A 23982-nucleotide genomic window follows, 5' to 3' on the forward strand; every position below is an offset into this window, starting at 1 on the left:
GCCGGTTGCCATGTTGCTCGAAGTGCGCGATCTGCACGTGGAGTTCCACACCCGCGAAGGCATCGCCAAGGCCGTCAACGGGGTCGACTACTCGGTGGCCGAGGGCGAGACGCTCGCCGTCCTGGGCGAATCCGGCTCCGGCAAGTCCGTCACCGCCCAGGCGATCATGGGCATCCTCGACATGCCGCCCGGGAAGATCGCCGGCGGGGAGATCCTCTTCAAGGACCGGGACCTGCTGAAGCTCAAGCCGGAGGAGCGGCGGAAGATCCGCGGCCAGGAGATGGCCATGATCTTCCAGGACGCCCTGTCCTCGCTGAACCCGGTCCTCACCGTCGGCGAGCAGCTCGGCGAGATGTTCGTCGTGCACCGCGGCATGTCCCGCAAGGACGCGAAGGCCAGGTCGGTCGAGCTGATGGACCGGGTCCGCATCCCGGCCGCCAAGGACCGGGTCGGCAACTACCCGCACCAGTTCTCCGGCGGGATGCGGCAACGCATCATGATCGCCATGGCGATGGCCCTGGAACCGTCCCTGATCATCGCCGACGAGCCGACCACCGCCCTCGACGTCACCGTCCAGGCCCAGGTCATGGAGCTCCTCGCCGAGCTCCAGCGCGAGCTCAACATGGGCCTCATCCTGATCACCCACGACCTCGGCGTCGTCGCCGACGTCGCCGACAAGATCGCCGTCATGTACGCGGGCCGCATCGTCGAGACCGCCCCCGTGCACGACATCTACAAGGCCCCCGCCCACCCGTACACCAAGGGCCTCCTGCGGTCGATCCCGCGCCTGGACCAGAAGGGCCGCGAGCTCTACGCGATCAAGGGCCTGCCGCCCAACCTCACCCGCATCCCGCCCGGCTGCGCCTTCAACCCCCGCTGCCCGCAGGCCCGGGACGTATGCCGCAGCGACGTGCCGCCGCTCTACGAGGTGGACGAGCGGCGCCGGAGCGCCTGCCACTTCTGGAAGGAGACGCTCGATGCACGCTGACCGCGACGAGAGGGCGGGGACCGGCGGCGGCGCGGCCGGCTCCACCCTGCTGTCCACGGCCCGGGAGGACGCCGTCACGCCGTACACGGAGGGCGACCCGATCCTCCAGGTACGCGGGCTCGCCAAGCACTACCCGCTGACCCGGGGCATCCTCCTCAAGCGGCAGATCGGCGCGGTCCGGGCCGTCGACGGCGTCGACTTCGACCTCTACGCGGGCGAGACGCTGGGCATCGTGGGGGAGTCGGGCTGCGGCAAGTCGACCGTCGCCAAGATGCTCGTCCACCTGGAGCGCCCCACCGCCGGCGCGATCCGCTACAAGGGCGAGGACATCGCGAAGCTGTCCGGCCGTGCGCTGAAGGCCGTGCGCCGCAACATCCAGATGGTGTTCCAGGACCCGTACACCTCGCTGAACCCGCGGATGACGGTCGGCGACATCATCGGTGAGCCGTACGAGATCCACCCCGAGGTCGCCCCGAAGGGCAGCCGTCGGCAGAGGGTGCAGGACCTGCTGGACGTCGTCGGGCTCAACCCGGAGTACATCAACCGCTATCCGCACCAGTTCTCCGGCGGCCAGCGCCAGCGCATCGGCATCGCCCGCGGACTCGCCCTCAACCCGGAGATCATCGTCGCCGACGAACCGGTCTCCGCGCTCGACGTCTCCGTCCAGGCGCAGGTCGTCAACCTCCTGGACCGGCTCCAGGCGGAGTTCAGCCTCAGCTTCGTCTTCATCGCCCACGACCTCTCGATCGTCCGGCACATCTCCGACCGGGTCGGCGTGATGTATCTGGGCCGGATCGTGGAGATCGGCTCCGACGCGGAGATCTACGACCACCCCACCCACCCGTACACCCAGGCGCTGCTCTCCGCCGTCCCCGTACCGGACCCGACGGCCCGCGACCACCGGGAACGGATCATCCTGCACGGCGACGTCCCCTCGCCCGCCAACATCCCCTCGGGCTGCCGCTTCCGCACCCGGTGCTGGAAGGCGCAGGAGCGGTGCGCACTGGAGGTCCCGCTGCTGGCGGTCCCCGCGGAGTTCCGGCTCGTCGACACCCCGGCCCGGCACGACTCGGCGTGCCACTTCGCGGAGGAGAAGCGCGTGGTGCCGCCGGAGGGCGAGCTGGAGGCCCCGGGGCCCGCGCGGCCGGGACCGGAGCCCGAGGAGACGCCGGGGCACTCGGAGCCGGAGCACGAGGGGAAGCCCGGGCGCACCGGGGGCGAAACGTCGTAGAACCGCGTCATACGCGTTAACAAGCAGGCAACTTCGCCGTCGTCGCACCGATATACGAACGTCCCATGCTGAACGGCGTACGGCCGTGCGGGTGCCGTGGTCCGGCCGGAGCGTCGTCCTGCCGCTCCGGCCGGTCGCCCGCCGCCACCGTCCCGTTCCCCACGTCCCGTTCCGTACAGCCGGTGCCGTACGGTCCGTCCCGTACGGCTCCGTCCTGACCCCGTACGGCACCGTCCTGACCCCTGTGCGGGCTTGTTCATCCGTTCGGGGCCATGGAGTATCACCGGGTGACACTTACACGGGGAGCAAGAATCACCGGTGCCGTTCTGTGCGCGGTGCCGGCCCTACTCATCATCGCCTGGCTGGTGCGGGACATCCGGGCCGCCGAAGGGCCGTTGGCGGTCTGGGAGTACTGGTCGGGCACCGCCGACCTCCGGGACGCGCCGCGGACGACCACCTCGGCCACCAGCCTCGTCCTCCTGCTGGCCTACGCCGCCGCCGCGGTGGCGGCCCTCCGATCCGCCTCCGCCGCTTCGGTCCTGATCGTCACCGGCGTCGTCACCTTCGCCCTGCGGCTGCCCGGTGTCTGGACCATCTCCGACGCCTCGGCCCCGGAGGACCTCCGCGACCGGGCGCTGCTCACGACGTACGTCGCCCTGGCGGCCGGGCTCGCTCTGATCGTCGCGGGGGTGGCGGGCCGTCGCCCGGTGCCCGAGGGCGCGGAGCGCCCCGCCGGTCCGGGGCGCGGCGCGGGGGTGGCCGCCTTCCTGCTCCTGGGCTTCCAGGGGGTGCTCGTCGCCGCCTGGGAGATCCGGCAGCCGTTCGTCTATCCTTCCGATCTCTATCCCGGGTGGTTCATCGGCGGGGGACCTCTGACCCTTCCGCTGACCGAGGGGCCGCCCGGCTGGGTCGCCGTGGCGCACGTCCTGATGTTCCTGGTGGCGGCCGTCGGCGCGGTCGCCGGTGCGGCCCACGCGCGACCGCTCGGCCTGATCGCGGGCGGGTTCGTGCTCTCCTCCGGGGTGCTGGGCACGGCGCGCATCGTCCATTACGAGATGTACGAGCAGTTCATCGACATGGACATCGAGGCGCAGCTGAACATGCTGACCTCGATCTCCTCGCTCGTCGCCGGGCCCATCGTGATCCTCGTCCTCGCCCGCAAGGGAGCCGGGCGGACCCCCGCGGGCGGCGCCCCGGGCCCGTGGGGCGGCGACGGACCGTGGGGCGTCCAGCCCCCCGGCCACCCGCCCCCGCAGGCGGTGCCAGGCCAGCAGCCGCCCGTCCCCGGCTTCGGACCCCCGCCCTCCTCCCCGCCGCCCCGCTGGTGAGCGGGTGACGGGGAGGCCGGGCCGGACCGGCCGGAGGCCGCTCAGGCTCCGGTCAGCCCCAGCGACCGCTTGAGGAAGTCCACCTGGAGCAGGAGCAGGTTCTCCGCGACCTGCTCCTGCGGCGTCATGTGCGTCACCCCGCTCAGCGGCAGCACCTCGTGCGGACGCCCGGCGGCCAGGAGCGCGGAGGACAGCCGCAGGGCGTGGGCGACCACCACGTTGTCGTCGGCCAGGCCGTGCACGATCATCATGGGCCGGACCTCTGCGGCGGGCTCGGAGAGACCGTCGTCGGTGAGCAGCGAGTTGTACGCGTACACCTCGGGCTGCGTCGCCGGGTCGCCGAGATAGCGCTCGGTGTAGTGGGTGTCGTACAGCCGCTGGTCGGTCACCGGAGCGCCCACCACCGCCGCGTGGAAGACGTCGGGCCGCCGCAGCACCGCGAGCCCCGCCAGATAGCCGCCGAAGGACCAGCCGCGGATCGCCACCCGGGACAGGTCGAGCGGGAACCGCCCGGCGAGCCCGTGCAACGCCTCGACCTGGTCCTCCATCGTCATCACGAGGTTGTCCCGCACCGCCTTCTCCCAGCCCGGCGAGCGGCCCGGCGCGCCCCGCCCGTCCGCCACGACCACCGCGAAGCCCTGGTCCGCGAACCACTGCGAGGTCAGGTGGGCGTTGTGGGCGGCGACCACCCGGCGGCCGTGCGGACCGCCGTACGGGTCCATCAGGACCGGAAGGGGACCATCCGCCTCCTGGTAGTCCGAGGGGAGCAGCACGGCGCACGGAATCCGCCGTGCGCCCCCCTCGGTGAGCGTCACGCGGGCGGAGAGCACCGGCTCCTGGGCCGAACTCGGGACCCGCGTCAGCCGCTTGCCGTCCCGCACCACCCACGCGGCGGCCCCGGGCTCATCGGGAACGGCCGAGACCAGGACCGCGAGACCGCCCGAGCGGACCGCGGAGTGCACACCCACCCCTTCGGAAATCCGCTCGATTCCCAGCTCGTTCACCCGGTACACATGGATCTGCCCGACCTCCGGCTCGACCGCGTCCTCACCGGCCACCGCCGAGACCAGGATGTCGGACTCCCCGATGTCCAGCACCGACTGGACGTGCAGCTGCGACCCGGTGAGCAGCCGGTCCCCGACCGCCAGCACCCGCGCGCCGCCCTCGTCGACGATCCGCACGAGCCGCCCGTCCGGGGCCCACGCGGGCACCCCGGGGAAAAGATCCAGCCACACGGGGTCCTCGTCGACATGCACGATCCGGGTCGCACCGGCCTCCGGGTCCACCGCCAGGTACTGCTGGCTGCGCTGGTCCCGGGCCTGGACCAGCAGCAGCGGGGCACCCGCGGACGACCAGTGCACCTGGGCCAGGTACGGGAAGGCGGCCCGGTCCCAGACCACTTCCCGGCGGGACCCCTCCAGGTCCATGACGAAGAGCCGCACCTCGGCGTTGGGCGTGCCCGCCGCCGGGTAGGCGATCTCGGCGGGCCGGCGCTCCGGATGCGCGGGATCGGCGATGTACCACCGCTGTACGGGGCTGTCGTCGGCCCGCGCGACCAGCAGCCGGTCCGACTCCGGCGACCACCAGAAACCGCGGTAGCGGTGCATCTCCTCGGCCGCGATGAACTCGGCCAGACCGTAGGTGACATGGGAGTTCTCCGGCTCGGCCAGCGCCCGGTCGCCCTCGCCCCCCGCGCCCACGACCCGCAGCGCGCCCTGGGCGACGTACGCGATGTGCCGGCCGTCGGGGGACGGGCGGGGGTCGATCACCGGGCCCGGCACCGGCAGTGCCCGCGCGGTCCCGGCCCGCAGTTCGGCCACGTACACCTTTCCGGACAGGGCGAACGCGGCCAACTCCGCCGCCGCGTCCACCGCGTAGGAGACGATGCCCGACGACCCCTCCCGGGTCCGCTCGCGCCGGGCCCGCTCCTGCGCCGACAGCTTCTCCGCCGCACCGCCCAGCAGGACTTCGGGATCGGCGGCGACGCGCTCCTCGCCGGTCGCCGGGTCGAGGACCCAGAGCCGGGTGGTGCGGTCGGTTCCGGACATCGACCGGAGGAAGATCACGCGCGTCTCATCCGGTGAGACGGTGAAGGCGCGAGGTGCGCCGAGAGTGAAGCGCTGGGTCCGTGCTTGCTGGCGGGGAAAAGACAGCTTCTGCGAGGTCATGACCCCGAACTTAGCTCCGAACTCCGCTGTGCGGTGCGGTCCGTGCGCCCCTCGTGCTGCTGTGCCCCGATCAATGCGTTGGCACGGATAGTTATGATCCGTAGCGCTAGGTGGGTAGGAACCTGCTGACTTCGCGTACCCCCGTTCCGACCGTCCGAACGTACCGATGGAGGTGAACCGCCGTGGCGCTCTCGATTTCGGCGGTAGTGCTGCTGGCGATCATTGTTTTCCTGCTGATCCGGAAATCCGGACTGAAGGGAGGGCACGCGGTGGTCTGCATGCTGCTCGGGTTCTACATCGCGAGTTCGTCGGTCGCGCCGACCATCTCCGATCTGACGTCCAACGTGGCGGGGATGATCAGCAGCATCAAGTTCTGACCGCGCGCCGGGGGCGGGCCGGGGGGTGAGGAGGCGCGAGGCACGGGGCGCGGGGGCACGGGGGGCCTCCGGGCTCGTAGGGTGGTCCCCATGAAGGACCTCCCCGCCCGCCGTCTGCTGCTGGTGCACGCGCACCCCGACGACGAGTCGATCAACAACGGCGCCACCATGGCCAGGTACGCGGCCGAGGGCGCCCACGTCACCCTGGTGACGTGCACGCTCGGCGAGGAGGGCGAGGTCATCCCGCCCGCGCTCGCCCGCCTCGCCGCCGACCGGGACGACGGGCTGGGCCCCCACCGCGTCGGCGAGCTGGCCGCGGCGATGAGGGAGCTCGGCGTCGACGACCACCGCTTCCTCGGCGGGGCCGGCCGCTACCGGGACTCCGGAATGATGGGCGCCGAGCAGAACGGCCGCCCCGGCTCCCTCTGGTCCACCCCCGTGGACGAGGCGGCGGCCCACCTCGTCGAGGTGATCCGCGAGGTCCGCCCCCAGGTCCTGGTCACCTACGACCCGGACGGCGGCTACGGCCACCCCGACCACATCCAGGCCCACCGCGTCGCGATGCGCGCCGCCGACCTGGCCGCCGACCCGGGGCATGGCACCGACGCGCCGCACGTCGTCGCGAAGATCTACTGGAACCGGGTGGAGCGCGCCGTGGCAGAGGCCGGTTTCGAGCGGCTGCGCACCACCGCCCCCGGTGCCTTCCCCGGCATCGCCTCCGTGGACGACGTCCCGGGCGTGACCGACGGGGAGCTGATCACCGCGGAGATCGACGGATCGGCGTACGCCGGGGCCAAGTCGGCGGCGATGCGCGCCCACGCCACCCAGATCGCGGTCGACGGCCCGTTCTTCGCCCTCTCCAACGGCCTCGGTCAGCCCCTGTTGACGACCGAGTGCTACCAACTGGTGCGGGGCGTACCGGGCGTGCCCGAGGGGGAGCGTGAGAGCGACCTCTTCGCGGGCCTGCCGCCCGCCGCGGACGTTACGGGAGCCACGCGCGCCGCGGGAGGCACCGCGTGAGCGGGAACCCGGGCCAGGGCCGTGGCCGCGCCGGTTCCTCCCACGCGCCGCGGCGGAACGTGCCACCCAGGGAGGCCGGTCCGACCGGTTACGCGGCCCGGCCGAACCCGGCCCGGATCGCCGCCCACTCGGGCCTCGCGGTCCTCGGCGTCCTGGTCGCGATCGCCGGCGCACTCGTCCAAGCCGCCTGGTTCCCGGGCGGGTTGATCATCGCCCTGGCGGCCGCCGCGGGCCTCTTCTACGGCGGCCGGATCCTGACCCGTACCCAGATCGGCGCGCTCGCCCCGGCGGGGGGCTGGTTCGTCACGGTCTTCCTCCTGCTGAGCGGGCGACCGGAGGGCGACTACGTCTTCGGCGACGAACTCGGCCTGGTGCTGTTCATGCTCGGCGGGACGGCCGCCGCTGTGATGTGCGCCACCACCTCCAAAGTGCCGCAATCAGCCATCCGCAACGGCCGGTCCGGTACGTGAAGTGCCAAGTCCGGGTCGGAACAGACCCCCACAGGTGTGATGCACGGGTGGAGGTTTCACCCGGTCGCGGAGTGTCCGACGGCGGCGGCCAGTATGGTGGTGCGCGCGCCGAGCCGTCCCCTGGCCTGCGGCATGGGGGAAGTACGGGCGGCGGAGCCAATCGGGAGAACCTGCTTTGAGTCGTGAAACTGACAGTTCGTCCTCCGGGCCCCAGGGCCGCGGCGGAGCCGCGTATCCCTCGGGTACGCCGCCGTACGGATCCCGCCAGTATCCGTCGCTCCACCCGTCGCAGGACGGCTCTGACGAGAACCCGGAATCCGTGGCTCCGCCCCGGCCCGAGGAACCGAAGACCGAGACGACGCTGACGACGCGCATCCGGATCAATATCCCCGGGTCGCGTCCCATCCCGCCGGTCGTGATGCGTACGCCGATGGCGGAGAGCGACATCGCCGGCGGTCCTTCGGGCGCGGAGCGCACCGGCGCCACCCCGCGCCCCGGCACGCCGCCGCCCGCGCCCGGAGCCGGGCCCGCGGACCGTTCCGCGGGCCCGAACGGCGCGTCCGTCGCGGACCGGCCCCGGGACGGCGGCCCCGCCGCCGACCCGACGCCCGGCGAGAAGCCGGCCCGGGAGAAGAGCGGCAGCGACTGGTTCGCCCCGCGCAAGGCCCCGGCCACCGGCCCGGGAGCAGCCGCTCAGGGCACCGGTGCGCCCGGCGCCCCCGGCGGTGGCGCTCCGTCCGGCCCCGGCGGCGCCCAGGGCCCCGGCGTGGGCGCCCCCGGCGGCCCGAGCGCGGGCGGGTCCGACGGCGACGCGGGCCGCTCGCGCCCCGACCTGCCGTACTTCTCGGACGCCCCGCAGCCCGGCGGCGGACCGGGAGCCCCCGGCCCCGGCCGCAGCTCGCTCGACAGCTACGGCACGGAGCCCCCCGGCGGAGGCCCGCGTTCCACCCCCGGTCTCGGCGTGCGTCCGCCCGGTCCGTCCGGCCCCACCACGGGACCGGTCACCGGCAGCTCCTCGCTCACCCCGAACCTCGACGGCGTCCCGGGCCTCGGCGGCCCCGGCCCCGGTCCCGGCCCGATGGTCCCGGGCGCCCCCGGCGGCGTACCCCCCCGGATGTCCGACGACACCACGATCCTCAGGACGCAGCCCCCGGCGCCCGAGCCCGGCCCCGGCCATGTCTCGGGCGATACGCTGACCAGCGGCATCCCCGTGGTGCCCAGCGAGCCCCGCGTCGCGTTCCCGGGCGGCCCGGGCACCCCCGGCGGCCCGGTGGCCGGCGGACCTCGGGGCAGCTCCGGCGGTCCGGGCGGACCCGGTGTTCCCACGCCCGGCCCCGCCGCCCCGCGTCCCGCGTCCCAGGCCGCCGCTTCCGCCCCCGCGAAGAAGGGCCGCTCCAAGCTGGTCCTCCTCGGAGTGGCCGCGGTCGTGCTGCTCGGCATCGCGTACGGGGCGGGCCTCCTGCTGAACCACTCCGAGGTCCCCAAGGGCACCACGGTGCTCGGCGTCGACATCGGCGGCGGCACGAAGGAGGAGGCGGTCACCAAGCTCGAAGCCGCCCTCGGGGAGCGGGCCAAGACGCCCCTGACGCTGTCGGTGGACGGCAAGGAGGAGAAGCTCGACCCCGAGAAGGCCGGTCTCACCCTGGACAGCCAGGAGACCGTGCGCGGCGCGGCGGGCAGCGACTACAACCCCGTCTCGGTGATCGGTTCGCTGTTCGGCGGGGAACGTCCCGCCGATCCGGTGATCCCGGTCGACGAGGAGAAGCTCGGTGTGGCCCTCACCGACCTGGCCGGCGCTTCCGGCTCGTCCAGTGACGGCACGATCCGCTTCGAGCCGAACAAGGCCGTGGCGGTGCCGGGCAAGCCGGGCAAGGCGCTGGACGCCGGCCAGTCCCTGATCTCGGTCCGGGACGCCTACCGCGCCCAGGTGCAGACCGGGCAGGCCCGGCTGGTCGAACTCCCCGTCACGACCAGCGAGCCCACCATCACCAAGGCCGAACTGGACCGGGCGATGAAGGAGTTCGCCGAGCCCGCCATGTCCGGCCTGATCACGATCAAGGCCGGCCCCAAGGAGATCCAGTTCGGCCCGGCCCGGTCGCTGCCGCAGATCCTCTCCATGAAGCCCGTGGACGGCCGACTGGTCGACGTCTACGACAAGCAGGCGATCGACAAGCTCCTGGACGGCGTCTTCGACGGCATCATGGCGGTCAAGGGCGACGGCAAGAAGCACCAGGTCGGCGCGGACGACGTGGCCCAGGCGATGAAGACCGCCCTGGCCGGGAAGACCCCCGCCGAGCGCACGGTCACCATCGACCTGACCGGCCAGGGCTGACCCCCGCACCGAACAGCGCTCCGCCCTCCGCCCCCGCCCGGGAACGCCCCCGGCCGGGGGCGGAGTCGTCGGTGGGCGGGTTCCGGGCCGGTTCCGGGCGGGGCTTTCCTCCGGCTTCCTCGTCTCGTGAGAACTTTCAGAAGCAACCTGGTGGGTGACCGGTTCCCGGACGGAGTCGCTGACGTGGGCCCGGCCGCGCGGTGAGCCGGTACGGCGCGGCGGACGCGCGGGGTGCCGTCGTCTTCGGGGCGGTGGGCGGTGGGCGCTGCGCGGGTACGACTCGACGGCCCCCCCGCCAAGGTGACCTTTCGTGCGCGCCGCAGTGCTCCGATGGCAGGGCCGTTTGTCCCGTGCTCCCCTAAGCTAATTTTGCTCACTAAAGCTACTATTCGCACAAATAGGCCTTTTCGTTTTCGGCCAAGGAGAGGCGTCGGTGCCCGGAGGGTTCCGGGCCTTCCTCCGGCCTGGGCGCGTGCGTGCGGGGCGGGCTGTCTGGGGTCCTGGTCAGGTTCGGTCACCAGTAGTTCCGCAGTGTCCCAGAGCGCGACCCGGGCACCGGTTCCACGACTTTCCGGAGGACCACGTGAAGAAGAAGGTCGCCGACCGCTCGGCCGAGCCCGTCGTCGCGCCCTCGTTCTCGCCGGTATCGCGTTTCTGGCGGCTGGCCCGTCTGCTGCCCGTCGTCCTCCTGCTCGTCGGGATCGTCTTCCAGTTCCTCACGCCCCTCCGCCTCAACGGTTCGCCGTTCTTCGTGGCCGCGCCGCTGGTCGCGGCACCGATCTTCAGCCTCGGGAGGACTGTCGCCTTCGGAGGTGCGGCCTTCGTCTTCGCCGCCACGCTCCGGTTCGTGGCGGACATCAGGGGAGAGGACTCCGTCGTGCGGAGCATGGCGCCGCAGCTCACCACGATCGCCTTCGCCACAGCCATCGCCGCGCTGGTGAACGTCTTGGTACGCCTGAACAGTGAGCGGCTCACCTCTGCACACGAGGTGGCCGAGGCCGCCCAGCGCGCCGTACTGCCCACTCCGGCCAAGCGCGTGGCAGGGCTGCACGTGGCCGCCCGGTACCAGGCGGCCCAGCGCGAGGCGCTGATCGGCGGCGACCTCTACGGCGCCCGCTCCACCCCTCATGGCATTCGCCTGGTGATGGGCGATGTCCGGGGAAAGGGCATGGCCGCCATCGAGACCGTCTCCGTCGTCCTCGGGGCCTTCCGGGAAGCCTCGGAGCAGGAGGAGACACTGTCCGGGGTGGCGCGGCGGCTGGAGGGAGCTCTCGTGCGGGACCGCGCGGACCGGGACAACACCGATGAGGAAACGTTCGTCACCTGCGTCCTCGTGGAGATCCCCACCGGCCACCAGGTCGTACGCCTCCTCAACTGCGGCCACCCCGCACCACTGCTCCTCGGCGGGGACGGAAGCGTCACCCCCCTCATGCCCAGCACGTTCCGGCTGCCACTGGGCCTACTCGAACTCGCCCCGTCACCCGGCCGGCACGACACCTGGGAGTTTCCCCCGGACAGCACGCTGCTCCTGTACACCGATGGCCTCTCCGAGGCCCGGGACGCGACCGGAACCTTCTACGATCCGGCAGCCAGGCTGACCGGCCGGACCTTCCCGACCCCCGCCCGACTGCTCGGCGACCTTGTCGACGACGTGCAGGACTTCAGCGGCGGACTCACCGAGGACGACATGGCCCTGCTCGCTGTGCACCGCCCGCCGGCGCCGACGGACGGACGAGAGTCACACCTGGTCGCCGGGGTGGACAGGCGGGCACGCCGCACGCGGGGGACCATGGGGCCATGAGTTCCCCCGCCGGTCCGGAGCGCCCGCCCCGTGAAGCCGATCGGATCAAGGTCTGGTTCCGCCTGGCCCCGCGCGAGGGTCGGCCGCCCTACGACACCGAGGGGCTGTGGGCGACGTGCCTCGGCCCGGACACCGCACGGGTGGACAACACGCCCTTCCTCCGGGACGGGGTCGCCGAGGGGGAGACCGTACGGTTCCGCACGGACGACGACGGGGTCCACTGGGCCGTCGGCCGCGTGGCCGACTCGGGCAACTGCACCGTACGGGTGCTGCCGTTGCCGGACGGGCCGCTCGGGCACGACGCCCGGGCCGTGCACGAGCGGTTCGCCGGCTACGGGCTCACCGGCGAGGTCTTCAGCGCCGAGTTCCCGCTGGTCGCCCTGACCGTGCCGGGCGGCGCGGACCTGCGCGGGGTCAAGGAGCTGCTCGCCCGTGGCCGGGACGAGGGCTGGTGGCACTTCGAGGTCTCGTGCGTCACCGACGCCTGGCGGGCCGCGTAGCGCGCTGGGCGTTACGCCCCGCGGACCGCAGGGTCCCGGGGTGCCGCGGTGGCGGGCTGCCCAGCACCTGAGGCGCTACGCCCGGCGGGCCGCGGGCCACCGGAGTGCCGCGCCTGGCGGGACTCAGGCACCCGGCTTGCCGCGTCGGCGGGCTGCGCGCCCCGTCACGCCTCCGCCTCGCCGATCTTCCGGATCACCCGGGCCGGGTTGCCCACCGCCACCACGTTCGCGGGCAGGTCCTTCGTGACGACGGCCCCCGCCCCGACCACGGTGTTCTCACCGATGGTCACCCCGGGGCAGACGATCACCCCGCCGCCCAGCCAGACGTTGTCACCGATGGTGATCGGCTGCGCGGCCTCCCACTTGGCGCGGCGCGGCTCGGGGTCGATCGGGTGGGTCGGGGTGAGCAGCTGGACGTTCGGGCCCATCTGGACGTCCGCGCCGATCGTGATGCGGGCGACGTCCAGGAGGACCGCGCCGAAGTTGATGAACGTCCGGGGGCCGATGGCGGTCTGGTAGCCGTAGTCGACGCGCAGCGGCGGCCGGACCTCGGCGCCCTCGCCCAGCTCACCGAGGAGCTCGGCGAGGGCGGCGCGCCGGGCCTCGGGGTCGGCGGCCGACGTGGCGTTGAAGCGCTCGCTCAGCACGGCCGCGTGCTGCGCCTCCGCCGCCAGTTCGGGGTCGTCGGCGATGTAGAGCTCGCCGGAGAGCATCGCTTCCTTCTGGCTGGGCCTGGCGTTGTCGCTCATGTGGTCTCTTCCGTGCGGGGTGTACGGGACGCCCGAGGTGATCCGTCCGCTTCCGGCAGTCTGCCCCCGACGTCCCCGGACCGGTCACGCAGTCCCGGGGCCAGCGCCAGCGTCACCACCACCGAGAGCCCCGCGACCGCCGCCATGCCCGTCGTGGGGGAGGTCAGCTGGGCGATACCGCCCGCCACGGCCGCCCCCACGCCCTGCATCGCGAGCATCCCCGAAGAGCTGAGCCCGAGCGCCTGGCCGCTCAGCTCCTGCGGGGTGAGGGCCATGAGCCGTTCCTGGAGCAGCAGACTCGCGGCGAAGCCCACGCTCGCCAGGACGACCGCCGCCAGCGCGAGGGGCAGCTCCGGACGCAGCGCGAAGAGCAGATAGGGCGCGGCGAGCAGCAGCCGCAGCGGGGACCCCAGCCGCGCCCGCCACCGTGCCGTGACGAACCGCCCGACCAGCGTGTCCCCGGCCAGCATGCCCAGGGCCCCGCCCGCGAAGAGGAGCCCGGCGTGCCCGGGTGCGTACGCGACGTACAGGGACTCGGCCCCGACGACGAGCCCGTTGGGCACCCACAGGGCCAGGAACACGTACCGGCGCGGCGTGGACGACCAGAGCAGCGCGTTCGTCCGCCGCGTCTCCCGGACCGACGGGCGGCCGGTGGCCCGGGGCGGCCGGGCGGTCAGCCCGAAGCGGGTCACGGCCGCCGCGACGACGTACAGGCCCGCCCCGATCAGCAGTGTGCCGCGCGCCGAGAACACCGCCACCAGCAGCCCGCCCACCGCGAACCCGCAGATCTGCGTCGCGCCGCCCGTCATGTTCAGCACGGAGCGGCCGAGCAGGAATCCCTCGCGCGGAACGATCTCGTTGAGCAGCCCGTACCGTACGCCCCCGCCCGGTGACGCGGCCGCGCCCACCACCAGCAGGACGGCGAACGCGGCCCACAGCGGCAGTCCGGGAGCGGCCTGGACGCAGGCGGCCCCGGCGGAGAGCAGCGCCAGGGCGGTCAGCGCGGCGCGCGGCGGCAGCCGGTCCGCCGCCGACAACAGGGTGAGCGCCCCGGCCACCTGGGCCAGCGACGGGCCGAACATCGCCAGGGCCGACAGCAGGGGCGAGCCCGTCCTCGCGTACACGAGGGTGCCCAGCGCCAGACCGGTCGCGGTCTGGGCGGCCGTCTGCACGGAGACGGCGGCGAAGAAGGGGGAGAACTCCGGGGTCCGGAACAGTTCGCGGTAGGTGCGCATGGGGTGGAGTCTCCGGACACCGTCACCGGGACCGTTACTGTTTCGCGCGGACGCGAAAGCCCGGACGGGCGGGGCGGCGGGGCGGCGGGGTCGGAGGGCCGACGGAGAGCGGGGCGGTGGAGTCCGCGGGCGGCGGAGAGCGGGGCGGCGGGGCGGCGGGGTCGGAGGGGCGACGGAGAGTGAGGCGGTGGGGCGCGTGGGCTGGTGGCAGATCGGTGCGGACACGCTCGCGAACAGCCGGTTCGTCGTCTCGCCCCTCGCCGAGGCCGTCGCGAGCCTGCTGGTCCTGGAGCGGGCCACCGCCGCGCATCCTGGTGAGCGGGCCTGGCTGGAGACCCACCTGCCCGCGTACCGGCGGTGGAAGGCCGATCACCCGGTCTCCGCGCTGGTGATCGGCTCCGCCCTCGCACCCCGCTGGACCGCCGACTTCCTCGTCCCCGCGCCGGCCCCCGCCCCGCCCGGCCAGGCCCCGCCCTCCTTCGCCGCCGAGCTGGCACCGGTCCGGGCCACCCCGCCCGGCCGGGCCCGCGCCGAACTGGCCGAGGCGCTGCGCGGGCCGTTGCCCGCCGCGCTGGACCGGGACGACCTGGCCGAGCGCGCCGCCGACGGCGTGGAGTGGGTCTGGACGCACACCGTGCTGCCCGACTGGCCGAGGCGGCGGCGGATCCTGGAGGCCGATGTGGTGGCCCGTTCCGCACAGTTGGGCCGTGGTGGCTGGGCCGAAGCGGTGAGCGGCATGCGTCCCGGCGTCCGTTGGCTGGGCGGCAGCCGACTCCAGATCAACACCTACGACAACCCGCCCCGCGAACTGGGCCGCGCCCCATTGCTGTTCGTCCCCGTGACCCCGTACCAGTCCTGGGTCTGCTGGGACATCCCCCACAGGTACGGGCTGGTGTACCCGTGCTCCGGCGCGCTCACCGAGGCCGGGCGTGTTCCCGTGCCCGCCGCCCTGGGCGCGCTGATCGGTCCGGCGCGGGCGGCCGTCCTGGCGCTGCTCGCCTCCCCGCTCAGCACGACGCAACTCGTCGCGCTGACCGGGCAGGGACTGGGCTCGGTCGGCCGCCACCTGCGGGTCCTGCTCGACGCCGGACTGGTCCGCCGCCGTCGCGCCGGCCGCTCCGTGCTCTATTTCCGTACGGAGGCCGGCGACGTCCTGGTGCACGGCGCAGGCTGAGGCGGTTGTGAGAGCGCCCCTCTCGCGCCCCCGCACGCCCCCGGCCCGCACCCGTCCCGGCCTGGGCGACAATCGCCTACCCATCAGTACGCCGTGCGCTCCGCGTGGTGGGCGCGCATGTACGAGTCGTGACAACAGTGACTATGGGCACCGCTCATCGTTGTGACAACTTTTCCCTCGCCACGAAAGAACCGAGCGAGGGGGCCGTGCGTGAATCCGGAGTACGCCGCGTACTGCCAGGCGGACCGCCGCTTCTACGACGCACCCCACCGCTCCCCCGGACCGGGCGGAGCCGCCGATGAGGAACGCTCGTTCTACGCTCCGCTCCGTGGCGCCGTACCCGCCGGGTGGACGCGCACCCGGCGCGGGGACTGGCTCGCGTACAGCCCCGACGGGCTGCGACTGCCGCCCCAGGGCTGGAAGATCCACGTCTCGGCCGCCCTCGACAACGCCGCCTCCGTGCTGGAGCGGGTCGTCGCCCACTGTCTTGACCACCGGCTGGCCTTCAAGTGCGTGCCCAGCGCCGGGCTGTTGGCCCTGCGGAACGCCAAGTACGCCGACCGGGCCGGCAGCGGGAAGTTCATCACCGTCTACCCGCCGTCCGACGAGGCGTTCCCCGAGGTGTGCACCGCCCTCATGCGGCTGCTGGAGGGCGAGCACGGCCCGTACATCCTGAGCGACCTGCGGTGCGGGAACGGGCCCGTGCACACCCGGTACGGGGCGTTCGCCGCCCGCTTCTGCTCCGGTCCCGACGGGCGACCCGTGCCCGCCGTCGCCGACCCGCGCGGCCGGCTCGTCCCGGACGACCGGGGCCCGTCCTTCCGCGTCCCCTCCTGGGTGACCCCGCCCGGCTTCCTCACGCCGCACCTCGAAGCCCGCGCCGCCGTGGGCCTCGCGGACCTCCCGTACACCGTGGAGAAGGCGCTGCACTTCTCCAACGGCGGCGGTGTCTACCTCGGCCGCGACACCCGCACCGGCGAACAGGTCGTCCTCAAGGAGGCGCGGCCGTACGCCGGTCTGGCCGCCGACGGGGCGGACGCCGTGGCCCGGCTGGAGCGCGAACGGACCGCACTGGAGCAACTGGCCGGGCTGGACTGCGTGCCCGCCGTCCGGGACGTGTTCGAGGTCGGCGACCACCACTTCCTGGTCCTCCAGTACATCCCCGGCGCCACCCTCAACACGGTCTTCGCCCGCCGCTTCCCGCTCGCCCGGCAGCACCCGTCACCCACACTGCTCGCCGAACACGCTGCCTGGGCCGCGGAGTTGTACAGGCAGGTCGAGCGTGCCGTCGAGGCGGTCCACGACCGCGGCATCGTCATCAGCGACCTGCACATGAGCAACGTCATGGTCGACGAGGAGAACGCGCGCATCGTCCTGCTCGACTTCGAGGCAGCCTCCCCGGCCGCCGAACGCCGCCGCCAGATCGTCGCCAACCCGGCCTTCGTCGCCCCGCCCGACCGGCGCGGTGCCGACATCGACCGCTACGCGCTGGCCTGTCTGCGGCTCGCCCTGTACCTGCCGCTCACCACCCTGTTCGGCATCGACCGCACCAAGGCCGCCGGCCTCGCCCGGGACATCGCCCGGGTCTTCCCGGTCACCGAGGAGGAGCTGCGGCCCGCCGTCGCGGAGATCCTGCGCGACACGGGGCAGCCCGGGGCGGGCGTCACCGCCGTGCCCGCCACCGCGTCCGTTCCCGCCCCCGGCGACTGGCCGCGCAGCCGTGACGCGATGGTCCGGGCCATCACCGCCTCCTGCACACCGGAGCGTGAGGACCGCTGCTTCCCCGGGGACATCGCCCAGTTCGCCACCGCCACCGGAGGCCATTCCTTCGCGTACGGGACGGCCGGAGTGCTCTACGCCCTCCACGAGACGGGCGCCCCGCCGTGCGAGGAGGCCGAGGACCGGCTCCTGCGGCACGCCAAGGACCCGGCGTCCGGCAGCCCCCTCGGCTTCTACGACGGGCTCACCGGCATCGCCTGGACCCTGCACCGGATCGGCCGCACCGCAGAGGCCGCCGACCTCCTCCGGATCATCCTCGACCAGCCCCTGGAAGGGCTCGCGCCCGGCCTCCACAACGGGTACGCGGGCATCGGCCTCGCCCTCGACGACCTGGCCCGCACCGCCTCCGCGACGGACGCCCCGGCGCTGTCCGCCGCGGCCGCCCGCTGCACCGCCCTCGCCGTGCGCGCGCTCGCCGACGGTCCGCCGTCGCCCCGCACCGGGCTGCTGCACGGCGCGAGCGGCATCGCCCTGCTCCTGGTGCGCCGGTACGCGACCACCGGGGAACCCGCCCTGCTCGACCTGGCGGCCACCGCCCTGCACCGCGACCTGGAACGCTGCCGGACCGGCGACGACGGCGAACTCCTCGTCGTCGAGGGCAAGCGGCTGATGCCGTACCTCGGTTCGGGCAGCGCCGGCATCGCGGCCGTCATCGACGCCTACCTGGCCCACCGCCCGGACCCCGCGCTCGAAGCGGCCGGACGGGCCCTCCTGCCCGCCGCGCTCTCCGCCTTCTACGTCCAGCCCGGACTACTCCGGGGCTCCGCGGGCCTCCTGCTGCACCTCGCGGCCACCCCGCTGTGCGACGAGGCCGACCGGCAGCGTGCGATCGCCCGCCACACCGACCTGCTGGGCAGTCACGCCCTCGCGTACGGAGACGGACTGGCCTTCCCCGGCGAGCAGTTGATGCGCCTGTCGATGGACCTGGCCACCGGGACCGCCGGCGCTCTCCTCGCCCTGGGCGCCGCGCTCGGCGGCTCCACCGGACTTCCCTTCCTGCCCGCCGCTCCGGCGGCGCCCCCCGGCCGCGCGAGCGGCCCCACGGACCGGCCCCGCCAGGGGTCGTAGCAACACACCGTTCAGCACCACCAACGTCCCCGAAAGGACACATCATGGCGCTTCTCGACCTTCAGGCGATGGACACCCCGGCCGAGGACTCCTTCGGCGAGCTCGCCACGGGCAGCCAGGTCTCGCTGCTGGTCTGTGAGTACAGCTCGCTCAGCGTGGTCCTCTGCACCCCGTGACCCGCACCGGCCGGCCCATCGGTGTTCCTCACCGGTGGGCCGGCCGGCCCACGTGCGCGCAGAAAGGCCACCCCGTGCGGCTGCACCCACGCCCGGGCACGGAGTCCGGCATCCGGCGGCTCGCCCGGCAGCACCCGGCGGCCCTTCTCTGGCTCCTCCTCTGCTCCACCGGCGGGGCCCTCGCCGCCCTCGCCCTGCCCGCCGCCCTGGGCCACACCGTCGACCGGCTCGTCGCCGGCGGCCCCGTCCCCTGGTCGGGACTGCTGCTCTGCGCGGCCCTGACCCTCGCGGAGACCGGGTTCGACGCGGCGTCCGCCGTGACCGGCACCAGCACCACCGCCCGGCTCACCGCGTCCCTGCGCACCCGCACCGCCGCCCAAATCCTGGCCGCCGAACCCCGCCGCGCCCTCGCCCTGCCCACCGGCGACCTCACGGCCCGGCTCACCGCCCGCACCGCCGACGCCGCCTCCGCGCCCGTCACCGCCGCCGGAGCCGTCTCCGGCGTCCTGCTGCCGCTCGGCGCACTCGTCGGCCTCCTCCTCATCGACGTCTGGACGGCCGCCGCCCTCCTCCTCGGCGCCCCCCTCCTCGTCGCCCTGCTGCGCGCCTTCACCCGCCGGACCGCCGACGCCGGGGCCGACTACCAGCGCGCCCAGTCGCTCATCGCCCACCGGCTCACCGAGGCCCTCGACGGAGCCGACACCATCCGTGCCGCCCGCACCGGCGCACGTGAGCACCGCCGCGTCCTGGAACCCTTGACCGCCCTCGCCGAACACGGCAGGCGCACCTGGTCCGTGTACGGGCGGGCCGTCGGCACCAGCGGCCTCCTGCTGCCCCTGCTCATGCTGCTGGTCCTGGCGGTCGCCGGCCTCCGGCTCGGCGCGGGCGCGATCGGCGTCGGCGACCTGGTCGCCGCCTCCCGCTACGCGAGCCTCGCCGTCGGCATCGGCGCCCTGACCGGCGCGCTCGGCGCCCTCGCCCGCAGCCGCGCCGCCGCCCGGAGCCTGGAGCCCCTGCTCACCCTCGCACCGCTGCCGCACCGAGGCCTGGGCCCGGCGCCCGACGCCCCCGGACACCTCGAACTCCGGGACATCGGCGTCGAACAGGACGGCGGCCCGCTGCTGGCCGGCATCCACCTCACCGTTCCCGGCGGCACCTCCCTGGCGGTCGTCGGGCGCTCCGGCTCCGGAAAGTCGGTGCTCGCCGCGGTCGCCGGGCGGCTGCTCGACCCGGACACCGGAAGCGTGCTGCTGGACGGCGTCCCGATGGACGGCATGGAACCGGCCCGGCTGCGCCGCGAGGTGGCGTACGCCTTCGCCCGCCCGGCCCTTCTCGGCGGCACCGTCGAGGACACGATCGCCTACGGCCCCTGGACCGCGTCGCCCGAAGCCGTACGCGACGCCGCCCGGGCGGCCCGCGCCGACGGGTTCCTCGCGCTGCTCCCGTACGGCTACGCCACGCCGGTCGCCGACGCCCCGCTGTCCGGAGGCGAACGCCAACGCCTCGGCCTGGCGCGCGCGTTCGCCCACCCCGGCCGGCTGCTGATCCTCGACGACGCGCTGTCCAGCCTCGACACCGTGACCGAGCACCACGTCCGGCGCGCACTCGACGCGCGGGCCGGACACTGCACCCGCGTCATCGTCGCCCACCGGCTGTCCTCGGCAGCGCGGGCGGACCGGGTCGCCTGGCTGGAGGACGGCAGGATCCGCGCGACCGGCCGCCACGACGAACTCTGGGCGGACCCGGACTACCGGGCGGTCTTCCGCACGGACAGCAGCACGGACACCCCCGCCGAGGACGCCGCGCCCGCGAGCCGTACGCCCGCGAGCCGTACGCCGGCCAGCCGTACGCCCGTGACGCCGACCGCCGGAGCGGAGGCCCGGTGAAGGCCGACAGGGCTCACCCCCGGCCCGACGGGCGACCTGAGGCTCGCCCGCAGCGCGCCGCCCAGGACGAGGCCCGCCCCGGGAGCGTCGCGCCGGAGCGCGGAGGACAATCCCGGCGCGGCGGGCAGCGGCACGGCGCTCGCCCCCGCCGCGACACGTCGCTGCGGCGGGTCGGCCGTGCGGCCCGGCCCTTCCTGCGGGCGCGGACCGGTGTGATCCTGCGGCTGGCGGGCTGGTCCCTGCTGGAGTTCGCCCAGACCTTCCTCGGCGGATTCGGCGTCGCCCGCGCTCTCGACGACGGCTTCCTCGCCGGAAGCCCGCGGACCGGCCTCCTCTGGCTGGCCGTCGCCGCGCTCGCCGTGCTGCCGTCCGTGCCCGCCGCCCGCGGGGTGTTCGGCCGGCTCGCGGACCTCGTGGAGCCGCTGCGTGACGGACTGGTCCGGCGCGCGGTGTCCCGGGCGCTGTCCGGCGCGCTCGACCGGGCCGGCGACGTCAGCACCAGGTCCCTGTCGCAGGTCACTCATCAGAGTGAGATCGCGCGCGACGGCTGGGCCGGGCTCGTCCTGACGCTCCGCTCGTTCGTCTTCACGGCGGCCGGGGCCGTCACCGGCCTGCTGGCCCTCTCGCCCGCCCTCCTGCTGATCGTGCTGCCCCCGCTGGTCCTCGGGGCCGCCCTGTTCCTCGGCACCCTGCCGCCGATGGCCGCCCGCCAGCGCGACTACCTCGCCGCCGACGAGGCGTTCGCCGCCCACGCGGGCCTGCTCGCCGCCTCCGTACGCGACATCGCGGCCGCCGGGGCCGCCGGGCGGACGGTGGCCGAGTCCCGGACCCTCGCGGAGGCGCAGCTCGCCGCCTCCCGTTCGTTGGCCCGCTGGTCGGGCGTACGGGTGCTGGCCCTCGCGGTCTGTGGCCGGTTTCCGCCGCTCCTGCTGCTCCTGGGCGCGCCCTGGCTGCTGCGGAACGGGCTCACGCCGGGCGCGCTGGTCGGTGCGCTGACCTACCTCACCCAGGCGCTCGCCCCCGCCGTACAGGCGCTGATGACCATGCTGGGCACCGCCGGGGGCCGGCTCGTCGTGGTCCTGGACCGGTTCACGGACGCGCCGCCGCCGCCCGCCGACGACCCGCCACCGCCCGCCCGGAAGGCCGCCCCACCGCCACGCGGGACCCCGGTCGCCGAGCTCCGCGCGGTCAGCTTCGCGTACGGGCCGGGCGCCGAGCCCGTCCTGGACCGGCTCTCCCTGACGATCGGGGCGGGGGAGCACCTCGCGGTCGTCGGCCCCAGCGGCAGCGGCAAGTCGACCCTGGCCGCCGTCCTCGCCGGGACCGAGCGGCCCACCGGGGGAGCGGTGCGGTGGCGGGGGCGGCCGGCGCGCCCGGCCGACGCCACCTCCGTACGCGTCCTGCTGCCCCAGCACGCCTACGTGTTCAGCGGCTCGCTGCGGGACAACCTCCGCTACCTCCGCCCCGACGCCCGGGACCGGGAGATCGCGGCCATGGCGGACGCGCTCGGCCTGGACGCGCTGCTCTCCCGGCTCGGCTCCCTCGACGCGGCCGTCGAACCGGACCGGCTCTCCCAGGGCGAACGGCAGCTGATCGCCCTGGGCCGGGCCTACCTCGCCGCCCCGCCGCTGCTGATCCTCGACGAGGCGACCAGCCGGCTCGACCCGGCCGCCGAGACCCGCGCCGAGCTGGCGTTCGGGGCCCTGCCGGGCGCGCTCGTCGTCGTCGCCCACCGGCTCAGCTCGGCCCGCCGCGCCGGACGGACCCTGGTGATGGACGGCCCGCGCACCCAGTGCGGCACCCACGGTGAACTCCTGGGATCCTGCGCCCTCTACCGTGACCTGGCCGGCCTCTGGGAGCCGGAGGACGAGGAAGGGAAGGGGCGGCGCGGCATCAGATCCACCCCGCCTCCTTCGCCCGTCTGATCGCGTCCAGCCGATTGCGCGCCCCGGACTTCCGTATGGCGGCGGCCAGATAGTTGCGGACCGTCCCCGGCGTCAGGTGCAGCCGACCGGCGATCCCGGCCACGGTGTCGCCCCCCTCGGCCATCGAGAGCACACTCAACTCCCTCGGCGACAACGGCATGTCGGCCACCTGCAGAAGACTGAAAGCCAGCGACTCGTCGATATGCCGTCCCCCGTCCGCCAGTTTGTGCATCACCTCGGACAGGTCGTCCACCGGGCGGTACTTGTCGATGTAGCCGAGCGCTCCCGCCTCGTACGCCCGTCGCAGGCCGCTCGGCCGGTCGCTACGGGTGAGCACGGCGAGCGGGAACGGCTCGCCGTGCGGTGTGGTCATCGTCTTCACTTCGTCGAGGACGTCCATGACGCCCGGACAGTCGAGGTCGGTGAGGAGCACATCGGGACCCGGCGCGCTCAGCGCGGCACGTATCGCACCGCGTTCGGCGGTGCGGACCTCGATCCCCCGCCCCGTGCCGAGGAGCGACGCCAGCGACGCGCGCCACAACGGCACGGTGTGGACCAGCAGCACGGTTGTCATCAGTCTGCCCTCAGCTTCTCTCTTCCGGCCCCGCCCGGCGCGGGACGCGACGGGCCGTAAGCATCCGGTGACGGGTATCCAGTTGAGCGCATGGGCATTCGCGTACGCCGACAAACGGGCTGAATACCGCCCCCGTTGGGCGCGGAAGGGGGCGTTCGGATGCAAGACGGGAGCGCACATCGCTCGCGGACCCGTCCGTCTCGCCACCCCACGGGCACCGGAAGGGCGGCGAAGGGACGTCGGCGGGGCGGATTTTGGCCGCGCTCCCGCCGGACGGCCGGTTCAGTTCAGCAGGGCGCGCGCGGCGTGGGCCTTGCGCCGGATGTTCTCGGCCGTCGTCGGCTCGATCCCGTCGAGGATCTCCGCATACTCCTCCATCTCCGCCGCCCCGCGCAGGAATTCACCGCGCTGGACCAGGAGCTGGGCGCGCTCGAAGCGGAGTCGGGCCGGATGCGAGGGCAGGAGCAGCGACAGCTCCACCGCCCACAGGGCCACGTCCGTGCGCTCGGGCCGGGCCGCCGCCCACGCCCGGACGTTGTTCAGGATCCGCAGCACGATCTCCAGCGGCCGCGCGGGCGTCATCATCGACGGCTCCAGGGCCGCTCCGGTGGCCCCCGCGACCAGCAGCTCCGCGTCCTGCCCGGTCAGCGGCGCGCCCCCGGCGAACGGATCGGCCAGCACCGGGTGTTCCCGATCGCCGAAACCGACCACGAAGTGACCGGGCAGCGCCACCCCGTACACCGGTGCGCCCGCCCTCCTGGCGACCTCGATCCAGACGACCGACAAGAGGATCGGCAGGCCCCTGCGGCGGCGCAGCACCTGCTGGAGCAGCGAGGAGTCCAGCCGCTGGTAGTCGACGGAGGAGCCGCCGAAGCCGCAGCGCCCGCCCAGCAGTCCGGCCAGCGCCGAGGCCCAGGCGGCGGGGGAGCGGGAACCGTACGGCAGCAGCCCGGCCAGCCGGTCCAGCTCGATCTGCGCGGCGTCGATGCCGTACGGGTCGGGGACGGCCTCCCCCGGAGTCACCGGGCGGACCTCGGCCGGGCCCACCGGTCCGGCCTCCGCGCCCAGCAGCAGACAGAGGAGGGCGAGGTCCGGCCGCTCGGACCGGGCCTCCTCGGCGAACTGCCGCCGCCGCTCGGCCGTTCCGGGATCCAGCGCGCTCATATGCGACCCATGTTCCTGTCCCTGCTCACGTGCGTCG

19 protein-coding genes are annotated in these 23982 nt (G+C 74.2%); 14 read left to right on the plus strand and 5 right to left on the minus strand.

Annotated elements, in window-relative coordinates; genetic code table 11:
- Positions 1-10: 10 nt before the first annotated feature.
- The 3 genes from ACH4RG_RS07760 (at position 11) to ACH4RG_RS07770 (ending at position 3547) form a co-directional block, all read left to right on the plus strand.
- The gene (locus ACH4RG_RS07760) at positions 11-988 is read left to right on the plus strand and encodes an ABC transporter ATP-binding protein (protein WP_397921683.1); all 978 of its coding nucleotides are present in this window, start codon (positions 11-13) and stop codon (positions 986-988) included.
- Positions 978-2219: an ABC transporter ATP-binding protein gene (locus tag ACH4RG_RS07765; RefSeq protein ID WP_397921681.1), complete on the plus strand. Its 1242-nt coding sequence runs from the start codon at positions 978-980 to the stop codon at positions 2217-2219. Before ACH4RG_RS07760 ends, ACH4RG_RS07765 begins: the two co-directional genes overlap by 11 nt.
- Positions 2220-2554: 335 nt before the next feature.
- Entirely contained in the window at positions 2555-3547 is a 993-nt protein-coding gene (locus ACH4RG_RS07770) for a hypothetical protein (protein WP_398539250.1), read from the plus strand.
- 41 nt (positions 3548-3588) lie between these two features.
- Here ACH4RG_RS07770 and ACH4RG_RS07775 read toward each other — a convergent pair whose 3' ends face one another.
- Positions 3589-5715: a prolyl oligopeptidase family serine peptidase gene (locus ACH4RG_RS07775; protein WP_398161269.1), complete on the minus strand. Its 2127-nt coding sequence runs from the start codon at positions 5713-5715 to the stop codon at positions 3589-3591.
- A 182-nt stretch (positions 5716-5897) separates the two neighbouring features.
- Between ACH4RG_RS07775 and ACH4RG_RS07780 the strand changes: the two genes are divergently transcribed.
- The 6 genes from ACH4RG_RS07780 (at position 5898) to ACH4RG_RS07805 (ending at position 12215) form a co-directional block, all read left to right on the plus strand.
- Positions 5898-6092 (plus strand): hypothetical protein, encoded by a 195-nt coding sequence (locus tag ACH4RG_RS07780; protein ID WP_026290246.1) that lies wholly within the window; start codon positions 5898-5900, stop codon positions 6090-6092.
- Positions 6093-6182: 90 nt separating this feature from the next.
- Positions 6183-7112 (plus strand): N-acetyl-1-D-myo-inositol-2-amino-2-deoxy-alpha-D-glucopyranoside deacetylase, encoded by a 930-nt coding sequence (gene mshB / locus ACH4RG_RS07785; protein ID WP_397921674.1) that lies wholly within the window; start codon positions 6183-6185, stop codon positions 7110-7112.
- Complete coding sequence (locus ACH4RG_RS07790) at positions 7109-7582, plus strand: DUF6113 family protein (RefSeq protein WP_397921672.1); 474 nt, start codon at positions 7109-7111, stop codon at positions 7580-7582. Before mshB ends, ACH4RG_RS07790 begins: the two co-directional genes overlap by 4 nt.
- Before the next feature lie 175 nt (positions 7583-7757).
- Positions 7758-9914, plus strand: a complete 2157-nt coding sequence (locus ACH4RG_RS07795) for a hypothetical protein (RefSeq protein ID WP_397921670.1) — start codon at positions 7758-7760, stop codon at positions 9912-9914.
- Positions 9915-10497: 583 nt separating this feature from the next.
- The gene (locus tag ACH4RG_RS07800) at positions 10498-11715 is read left to right on the plus strand and encodes a PP2C family protein-serine/threonine phosphatase (RefSeq protein WP_397921667.1); all 1218 of its coding nucleotides are present in this window, start codon (positions 10498-10500) and stop codon (positions 11713-11715) included.
- Entirely contained in the window at positions 11712-12215 is a 504-nt protein-coding gene (locus ACH4RG_RS07805) for a DUF4265 domain-containing protein (RefSeq protein ID WP_397921664.1), read from the plus strand. Before ACH4RG_RS07800 ends, ACH4RG_RS07805 begins: the two co-directional genes overlap by 4 nt.
- 164 nt (positions 12216-12379) lie before the next feature.
- Here the strand turns inward: ACH4RG_RS07805 and ACH4RG_RS07810 are convergent, their stop codons facing one another.
- Together ACH4RG_RS07810 and ACH4RG_RS07815 are read right to left on the minus strand one after the other, a co-directional pair.
- Positions 12380-12964, minus strand: a complete 585-nt coding sequence (locus ACH4RG_RS07810; RefSeq protein ID WP_397921662.1) for a sugar O-acetyltransferase — start codon at positions 12962-12964, stop codon at positions 12380-12382.
- Positions 12961-14199 carry an MFS transporter gene (locus tag ACH4RG_RS07815; RefSeq protein ID WP_398539251.1) on the minus strand — a complete coding sequence of 413 codons (1239 nt, stop codon included), beginning with the start codon at positions 14197-14199 and terminating at the stop codon, positions 12961-12963. Before ACH4RG_RS07815 ends, ACH4RG_RS07810 begins: the two co-directional genes overlap by 4 nt.
- Positions 14200-14395: 196 nt before the next feature.
- Between ACH4RG_RS07815 and ACH4RG_RS07820 the strand changes: the two genes are divergently transcribed.
- The 5 genes from ACH4RG_RS07820 (at position 14396) to ACH4RG_RS07840 (ending at position 22207) form a co-directional block, all read left to right on the plus strand.
- Positions 14396-15373: a winged helix-turn-helix domain-containing protein gene (locus ACH4RG_RS07820; protein WP_397929122.1), complete on the plus strand. Its 978-nt coding sequence runs from the start codon at positions 14396-14398 to the stop codon at positions 15371-15373.
- Positions 15374-15583: 210 nt separating this feature from the next.
- On the plus strand, positions 15584-18220 hold the full coding sequence (lanKC, locus tag ACH4RG_RS07825; protein WP_398539252.1) for a class III lanthionine synthetase LanKC: 2637 nt from the start codon (positions 15584-15586) through the stop codon (positions 18218-18220).
- Between the two features lie 44 nt (positions 18221-18264).
- Positions 18265-18396, plus strand: a complete 132-nt coding sequence (locus ACH4RG_RS07830; RefSeq protein WP_003966507.1) for a SapB/AmfS family lanthipeptide — start codon at positions 18265-18267, stop codon at positions 18394-18396.
- Between the two features lie 74 nt (positions 18397-18470).
- Entirely contained in the window at positions 18471-20282 is a 1812-nt protein-coding gene (locus tag ACH4RG_RS07835; RefSeq protein ID WP_398161261.1) for an ATP-binding cassette domain-containing protein, read from the plus strand.
- The gene (locus ACH4RG_RS07840; protein WP_398161259.1) at positions 20279-22207 is read left to right on the plus strand and encodes an ATP-binding cassette domain-containing protein; all 1929 of its coding nucleotides are present in this window, start codon (positions 20279-20281) and stop codon (positions 22205-22207) included. Before ACH4RG_RS07835 ends, ACH4RG_RS07840 begins: the two co-directional genes overlap by 4 nt.
- Here ACH4RG_RS07840 and ACH4RG_RS07845 read toward each other — a convergent pair.
- Both ACH4RG_RS07845 and ACH4RG_RS07850 read right to left on the minus strand, forming a co-directional pair.
- Positions 22176-22781, minus strand: coding sequence for a LuxR C-terminal-related transcriptional regulator (locus ACH4RG_RS07845; RefSeq protein WP_397921649.1), 606 nt, complete (start codon positions 22779-22781; stop codon positions 22176-22178). The genes ACH4RG_RS07840 and ACH4RG_RS07845 overlap by 32 nt on opposite strands.
- A 282-nt stretch (positions 22782-23063) precedes the next feature.
- On the minus strand, positions 23064-23945 hold the full coding sequence (locus ACH4RG_RS07850; protein ID WP_397921647.1) for a tetratricopeptide repeat protein: 882 nt from the start codon (positions 23943-23945) through the stop codon (positions 23064-23066).
- Between the last annotated feature and the right edge of the window lie 37 nt (positions 23946-23982).

It is taken from the genome of Streptomyces sp. NPDC021019, from assembly GCF_044333295.1.
GTDB lineage: Bacteria > Actinomycetota > Actinomycetes > Streptomycetales > Streptomycetaceae > Streptomyces.

Excerpts from the sequence above, each read along its gene's own strand:
- ACH4RG_RS07760 (WP_397921683.1), top strand. The coding sequence starts at position 11 with ATGTTGCTCGAAGTGCGCGATCTGCACGTGGAGTTCCACACCCGCGAA.
- ACH4RG_RS07765 (WP_397921681.1), top strand. The coding sequence starts at position 978 with ATGCACGCTGACCGCGACGAGAGGGCGGGGACCGGCGGCGGCGCGGCC.
- ACH4RG_RS07775 (WP_398161269.1), bottom strand. The coding sequence starts at position 5,715 with ATGACCTCGCAGAAGCTGTCTTTTCCCCGCCAGCAAGCACGGACCCAG.
- mshB (WP_397921674.1), top strand. The coding sequence starts at position 6,183 with ATGAAGGACCTCCCCGCCCGCCGTCTGCTGCTGGTGCACGCGCACCCC.
- ACH4RG_RS07805 (WP_397921664.1), top strand. The coding sequence starts at position 11,712 with ATGAGTTCCCCCGCCGGTCCGGAGCGCCCGCCCCGTGAAGCCGATCGG.
- ACH4RG_RS07810 (WP_397921662.1), bottom strand. The coding sequence starts at position 12,964 with ATGAGCGACAACGCCAGGCCCAGCCAGAAGGAAGCGATGCTCTCCGGC.
- ACH4RG_RS07815 (WP_398539251.1), bottom strand. The coding sequence starts at position 14,199 with ATGCGCACCTACCGCGAACTGTTCCGGACCCCGGAGTTCTCCCCCTTC.
- ACH4RG_RS07830 (WP_003966507.1), top strand. The coding sequence starts at position 18,265 with ATGGCGCTTCTCGACCTTCAGGCGATGGACACCCCGGCCGAGGACTCC.
- ACH4RG_RS07845 (WP_397921649.1), bottom strand. The coding sequence starts at position 22,781 with ATGACAACCGTGCTGCTGGTCCACACCGTGCCGTTGTGGCGCGCGTCG.
- ACH4RG_RS07850 (WP_397921647.1), bottom strand. The coding sequence starts at position 23,945 with ATGAGCGCGCTGGATCCCGGAACGGCCGAGCGGCGGCGGCAGTTCGCC.